6 protein-coding genes and 1 pseudogene are annotated in these 6,643 nt (G+C 67.6%); all 7 read right to left on the bottom strand.

Going from position 1 to position 6,643, the window contains the following annotated elements; translation table 11 throughout:
* Nucleotides 1-503: type II secretion system protein (locus QHF84_RS49910; RefSeq protein ID WP_281320748.1), on the bottom strand; the 503-nt coding region annotated here is incomplete at its 3' end.
* A 19-nt stretch (nt 504-522) separates the two neighbouring features.
* Nucleotides 523-1,272 carry a prepilin-type N-terminal cleavage/methylation domain-containing protein gene (locus QHF84_RS49905; protein ID WP_281320747.1) on the bottom strand — a complete coding sequence of 250 codons (750 nt, stop codon included), beginning with the start codon at nt 1,270-1,272 and terminating at the stop codon, nt 523-525.
* A gap of 14 nt (nt 1,273-1,286) precedes the next feature.
* Nucleotides 1,287-1,721 (bottom strand): type II secretion system protein, encoded by a 435-nt coding sequence (locus QHF84_RS49900; protein WP_281320746.1) that lies wholly within the window; start codon nt 1,719-1,721, stop codon nt 1,287-1,289.
* 7 nt (nt 1,722-1,728) lie between these two features.
* On the bottom strand, nt 1,729-2,142 hold the full coding sequence (locus QHF84_RS49895) for a type II secretion system protein GspG (protein ID WP_281320745.1): 414 nt from the start codon (nt 2,140-2,142) through the stop codon (nt 1,729-1,731).
* Nucleotides 2,143-2,157: 15 nt separating this feature from the next.
* The gene (gspF, locus tag QHF84_RS49890; protein ID WP_281320744.1) at nt 2,158-3,384 is read right to left on the bottom strand and encodes a type II secretion system inner membrane protein GspF; all 1,227 of its coding nucleotides are present in this window, start codon (nt 3,382-3,384) and stop codon (nt 2,158-2,160) included.
* A 13-nt stretch (nt 3,385-3,397) separates the two neighbouring features.
* Nucleotides 3,398-5,182 (bottom strand): type II secretion system ATPase GspE, encoded by a 1,785-nt coding sequence (gene gspE / locus QHF84_RS49885; protein WP_281320743.1) that lies wholly within the window; start codon nt 5,180-5,182, stop codon nt 3,398-3,400.
* Nucleotides 5,183-5,184: 2 nt separating this feature from the next.
* A pseudogene (locus tag QHF84_RS49880) lies at nt 5,185-6,643 on the bottom strand (secretin N-terminal domain-containing protein); the annotation flags it as partial.

The raw sequence follows: 6,643 nt of genomic DNA, 5'->3' as shown, positions 1-6,643 counted from the left end.
GTGGCGCCGCCGAGCGCGCCGGCGACGTCACCGAGGCCGCCGCCCGCGAGGTCGCCCGTGGCCGGAGGCGCCGCGCCGCCGGCGAGTCCGAGCAGGCCGCCGAGCGCGCCGAGCCCGCCCGCGGCGCCCGCGGCGCCCGAGGGATTCGCGCCGCCATTTTGCGTCGTCATGTCGAGGCCGGTGTCGAGCTCCATTTCACCGGGCTTCGGCTCGGGGAACTGCGGCTTTTCGATCTTCCACGAGCATTTGAGGTTCGGCGTCTCGTCGCCCTCGCAGCAAGGGCCGCTCTCGATGACCTCTAGCTCCTGGAACCCCTCGCGGAAGAGGACCTCCTCGATTTCGCCCATCTTGCAGCGGGCGAGGGAGGTGGCGACGCTCAGATTCCGCGCGTGGGACGAGGCGGAGAACGCGCCCGCCTGCGCCGAGAGGATCGCGGTCAGACCGAGGCCCAGGATCGCGACGGCGACCATGACCTCGAGCAGCGTGAATCCTCTCCGTTTCATATCGATCTCCCCGAACCCCTCAGAAACCGGAATCGCTGGCGTCCGATTCCTCGGATTCGTCGCGCGGCCTCTGCATTTCGACGCGCCCCTTCTGGAGCGCGGTCTTGCCCGTCAGCGGGGAGACGAGCACCGTCATGATGTCGCGCTCCGGATCCGCCTCCGCGGGATTGCCGAGCACGACCTGGATCGCCGCCCGCTCCGTCTGCCCCCCGGGCCAGAAATAAAGATACGCGCGATCCTCCTCGATCGGCCCCTCCTGATGCGAGGTGTCGATCGAGAGGAATCGCACGCCGTCGGCGAGGTCCTTGCCCGGCTTTTCGCCCTGCGGCTCGAATCCGAAGGCCTTCGTGGGCGTGAACGAGGGCCGCGGCGCGCGTGGCCCCTTCACGATTTTCTCGGCCTCCTCCATCGCCTTCTGCTCGATATCGGTGGCGGCCGCGGCGCCGCCCGTCTTGTCCTTCTTGTCGACCGAGAGCTGGCCCGCGCCCTCCTCCAGGATCACCATCCGCTGCTCGAAATCGAAGACGAGCCGCACCGGCTTTCCAATGGCATTCGCATGCCCATAGGCGACGCGCACCGCGCTGGCGATCATCACCGACGATTGCCTGAGCCGCGCGCGCTTGAGCGTCCCGAACCCGACGACCGCCGTCCCCGTGACCAGGGTCATGATCGCCAGCGTGATCAGGACCTCCACCAGCGTCATGCCACGCCGGCCGCGCGATCGCGCGGGGGCGTGGCATGTCGCGAGAGGAGCGGAGGCGCGCGGCATCGATAAGGTCCTCGTCAGAGCCCCGCGACGCGCTTGATGTCCGCGTCCTTGAAGCTGTCCTTGACGTCGTCGGGCGTATTTTCTTTGCGATCGCGGCCCGCCGAGAGCACCGTGATCTCGTCGCCGTCGCATTGAATCTTGAACGGCGTGCCCCACGGATCGTCCGTCTTCCCCGCGTCGATGTGCTTGCCGTCGACGAGCTCTTTGATCGTCGGGCAGCCGCCGCTCAGGCTGTCGAGGTGCATGTACTGCTGCGCCGCGGTCTTGATGACGCCCGCGCTGAGCACCGCGCCGCGGATCTGGCTCTCCTTGTACCGCGGGAACACGAGCGCCGTCGCGCCGCCCGCGATGATCGCCATGATCGCGAGCACGATCAGGACCTCGACCAGCGTCACGCCCCGCGACGCCGCACGCTTCACTCTCCGGATTCGATTCGCTTTCACCTTCATGGTCCGTTCACTCCACGCGGTCGAGACCGCCGATTTCACCATCCGGCCCGTCGCTCGTGAGATCGTACCCCTCCGGGTCCTTCTGACCAGGGCAAACCAGCCGGAGCGGCCTGCCCCACGCGTCGATGGGGTCGATCCCGATATACCCCTCGGCTTTTAGCGCATCGAGCGACGCGGGGCACTTTCGCTCGTGATCCGCCCGATACGCATCGAGTCCCCCCCGGACGACGCCGATCGTGGCCATCGTGGAGCGTACGCCGGTCTTGCGGCGCTCACGCGCGCCGAGGAGGAGCAAGAGCGTGGCCATCCCGAGCGCGAGCGCCACGAGCTTCGCCCGTGCCATGCCGCGGCCGCGCAAGATTCCGCCGCCCCGCTCCCACGGGAACCAGATCGTCGTCTCTCTCTGCCTGCGCCGCGCCACGCCCCGATTCCCCCGTTAGCCTGCAAAACTCGACATCTGGATGAGCGGCATGAGGATCGAGAACGCGATGAACCCGACCGCGCCGCCCATGAACACGATCATGAGGGGTTCGAGCAGGCTCGTCAGCACGGTCACGCGGTTCTCGACCTCCAGATCGTACGCGTTCGAAACGTTCTCCAGCATCTCTTCGAGCTGACCGCTCTTTTCGCCGATCGTGATCATGTGCGTGACGATCGGCGGGAACTGGCCGCTGCGCTTCAGGGGCTCGGCGATGCTCTGGCCCTCGCGGATCGAGCCGATCGCGTCGGCGATGACCTTCTCGAGGACGGCATTGCCGAGGACGTTCTTGACGATGTCCATCGCGCTGAGCAGCGCGACGCCGGCGCTGAGCAGCGTGGCGAGCGTGCGCGAGAAGCGCGCGATCGCGATCATCTGCACGAGCTTGCCGACGATGGGCGCCTTGAGCAAAAAGCCGTGCCATTTCAGCCGGCCGGCCGGCGTGCGCTTCCAGCGACGGAAGCCCCAGATGCCCGCCGCGAGGAGGCCGAGGACGAGCCACCAGTAGTTGCTCAAAAAGTCGGACGTGCCGATGAGCGTGGCCGTGTACCAGGGCAATGCCTGATCCATCGAGGCGAAGATCGAGGTCACGTTCGGCACGACCGCGACCATGAGCACCGAGACGAGCGAGACGCCGAGGACCGCCATCAGGATGGGATAAGCCATCGCCGAGCTGACCTTCGACGTGAGCTTCGCCTGGGACTCGAGGAACGCGGTGACGCGCTCCAAGACCTGCTGGAGCATGCCCGACGCCTCGCCGGCGCGGACCATGTTCACGTAGAGCGGCGGGAAGATCGACGGGTGCTGTTCGAGCGCCTTCGCGAAGCTCGTACCCTCGCGGATCTGCTCGCGGACCTGGGTGAGCGCGCGCTTGAGCGATTCTTTCTCGACCTGATCGATGAGCGCCGTGAGCGATTCGAAGAGCGGAATGCCCGCCTTGAGCAGGGTCGCGAGCTGGCGCGTGACGACAGCGACGTCGCTCGTCGAGGGGCGCTGCGTGAAGGCGAGGAGGTTGATCGACTTCTTCGTCTTCGCCGCGGCGGCCTTCTCTTCCGCGGCCGTCGTGAGAAGGATGCCGTCCTTGCGCAGGAGGGCGCGGAGCGCCTTCGCGTTCTCCGCGTCTTTCACGCCCTTCACCGGCTTTCCGGTGGCGACGAGGATGCCTCTGTATTCGAAGACGGCCACGGCCCGCTCCTCCCTATTCGTCCACGATGATGTCCTCTTGGGTCGCGGCGAGCACTTCCTCGACCGTCGTCAGACCCCTGAGGACCTTGCGCGCGCCGTCGTCACGCATGGTGTCCATGCCCTGCGAGAGCGCGACGCGCTTGACCGTCTGCGCGTCGGCGTTCTTGAGGATGAGCGGCCCGATCGCGTCGTCGATGACGAGCAGCTCGTAGATTCCGCGCCTCCCCACGAATCCCTTCTGCATGCAGGCGTCGCAACCTCCCGGTTTGAAGAAAACCGGAGAGCTGCCCATTTTCTGCCCGACATATTCGTATTCGAGCCCGTGCACCGAATACCGCTGCGACGGGATCCGCTTCGCCTTCCAGGCGAGGCGCTCCTCGTCGAGGCCGAGCTGCTTGAGCTCGTACGCCGTCGGCTGATACGGGATCTTGCAGTGCTGGCAAAGCATGCGCACGAGGCGCTGCGCGAGGATGCCGATGACGCTGGAGCGCACGAGGAACGGCTCGATCTCCATCTCGACGAGGCGCGTGACGGCCGCGGCCGAGTCGTTCGTGTGGAGCGTCGAGAGCACGAGGTGACCCGTGAGCGAGGCGTGAATCGCGATCTCGGCGGTCTCCTTGTCGCGGATCTCGCCGACCATGATGACGTCCGGATCCTGGCGCAAGAAGGCGCGGAGCGCGCTCGCGAACGTGAGGCCGATCGAGGGGTGGACGTGGACCTGATGAATGCCGCCGATCTCGTACTCGACCGGATCCTCGGCCGTGAGGATGTTGCGGCTCGGATCGTTGATGCGGTTCAGGCACGCATAAAGCGTCGTCGTCTTGCCGCTGCCGGTCGGGCCCGTGACGAGGATGATGCCGTCGGGCCGATTGATGAGGTGATCCATGATCCCGTATTCGCGCGGGGCGAAGCCGAGATCGTCGAGGCCGAGGAGGATGCTCGTCTTGTGCAAAAGGCGCATGACGATGCGCTCGAAGCCGCGGCTCGTGGGGACCGTGGAGACGCGGACGTCGACGCTCTTGCCCGCGATCTTCAGCGTGATGCGGCCGTCCTGCGGGAGGCGCTTCTCGGCGATGTTGAGGCTCGCCATGATCTTCACGCGGGCGATGATCGGCGCCATGAACTGCTTCGAGGCGCGGCGCGCCACGTAGAGCTCGCCGTCGATGCGATACCGCACGACGACGTCGCGCTCCTCGGGCTCGATGTGGATGTCGCTCGCGCGCTCGCGGACGGCCATCGCGAAGAGGCTGTTCACCCAGGCGATGATCGGCGCGTCGTCGTCCGAGTCGATGATGTCGACGAGGTTGTCTTCTTCCTCGTGCTTGTCGCCTTCGAGGTTCGATTGGCCCGCGTCGCTTTTCTCCCAGATGCGGTTGATCGCCTCGTGGACGTGGTTGCGCGTCGCGACCGAGATCTCCACGGGCTTCGCGAAGATCGCGCGGACGTCGTCGACCGCCAGCGTGTCGAGCGGATCGGCGACGACCGCGTGCACGGTCTGGTCGTCCTCGAAGATGGGCAGGATGAAGCGCTGCTTCGCATAGGTGATGGGCAGGCGCGAGGCGACGTCGAATTTGACCTGATCGATGTCGATCTTCGGCACGAAATCGAGGCCCATCTCGGTCGCGAGCGCGCGGGCGATCTTGTCCTCGCCCGCGAGGTTCGAGGAGACGATGAGCTCCGTGAGCGTCTGGCCGCGCTCGCGCACGGTATCGAAGAGCGGCGCGAGCTTCTGCGCGTCGACCACGCCGTGGCGGACCAGGATCTCACCGACGTATTCTTCTCGGGCTGCCGGGTTCATGCTCACTCCACGCGCTCCACGGGCCGCGGGGCAGGCGCGCCAGCCGGGCGGCGGCGCGGGGTGGGCGCCGCGGGCGCATTGCCGCCGCCCGTCGCCGGGGGCGGCGTCGCGGTCTGCATGCCGCCGCCGCCGTCGTCCCCGCCGCCGCGGATGGCGATGCTCGGCACCGCAATGGGTTGTCCGGGCTCATGCGAGCGCGCGCCCTTGGGTTTGGCCTCCTCTTCGAGCCGCGCCCGCTCGGCCATCTTGATCTGCGATTGCCGGATGTCCTCGACGAGGCCATTGGCGCGCGCGTAATCCTTCGGGGGCTCCCAATCCGAGTCGCCGAAGACGAAATACCGGTCGAGGAACTCCTGCCGCTCCTGCATCTTGCGCTCGAAGATCGCCCGGAGGTCCTCCTGATCACGAATGATGTAGGGCGTGAGGACGAGCAGGAGGTTCGTCTTCTGCATGGTCTTTTTCGTGGTGCGGAAGAGCGCGCCGAGGATCGGGATGTCGCCGAGGATCGGGATCTTCGTGCGCGAATTCGTGACCGCATCGCGCATGAGGCCGCCGATGACCACGGTCTGCTGGTCGCGGACGACGAGCGTCGTCTTCGCGTTGCGCTTGGTGATCGGAATCGCCCCGAGCGCGCCAGGGAGCGGCGCGCCGGCCTCGGAGATGCCCTCCGTGATTTCGAGTCGCACCTGATCGGAGTCGTTGACGTGCGGCGTGACCTCGATCTTCGTGCCGACGTCCTGGCGAGGCGCCGAAAAGCCGCCGAGACCGCCGAGCAGGCCGAGGCTGCCGAGGCCGCCCGCCGCGCCCGCCGCGCCGCCCGCCGCGCCCGCGAGCGAGCCGAGGCCGCCGCCGACGTTCGTCTGGAGCGGGATGTTCTGGCCAATCTCGATCGTGGCCGGGATGTTGTCGGTCGCGAGGATGTGCGGCGTGGCGAGGACGTTCGAATCGGAGTCGGTCGCCATCGCGTGCATGATGACGCCGAACGCGGGGATCGAAATGCCCGTGCCGAGGAGGTTCGCCGATTCCGCGATCGTGGGGCCGCGGACGCCGAGCGCGAAGGCGCCGAGCTGGTTCGCGACGGAGAGCGGCGCGCCCGCGGAGGTGAGCGGGTCCATGCCGCCGTACGCGATGCCGTCGCCGGTCACGCCGTCGATGTCGACGGGCGAGGGGACGGGCGCGCCCATGTGCCAGCGGACGCCGACGTCGTTCGTGCGATCGACGTTCACGTCCATGATGACGGCCTCGATGAAGACCTGGCGGCGCGGCTGATCGAGCTCGTCGATGACGCTGCGGAGCGCGGCGTAATCGCGGAGCGAGGAGGTGACGACGAGCTTGTTCGAGCCCTCGTCACACGTGATCTTGACCTGGCCCTCGAAGATGTCCTCGGTCGAGCCGGGGACGGGCGGGGCCGCCTGCGCGCCGCGGCGACCGCCGGCCGCGGCGCCGCCGCCCGCGCCGCCC

This window comes from Polyangium sp. y55x31 (assembly GCF_029946505.1).
In the GTDB taxonomy this organism is placed as follows: domain Bacteria; phylum Myxococcota_A; class Polyangia; order Polyangiales; family Polyangiaceae; genus Polyangium.
The sequence above is the reverse complement of the archived record's forward strand: the minus strand, read 5'-3'. Positions and strand labels throughout refer to the sequence as shown.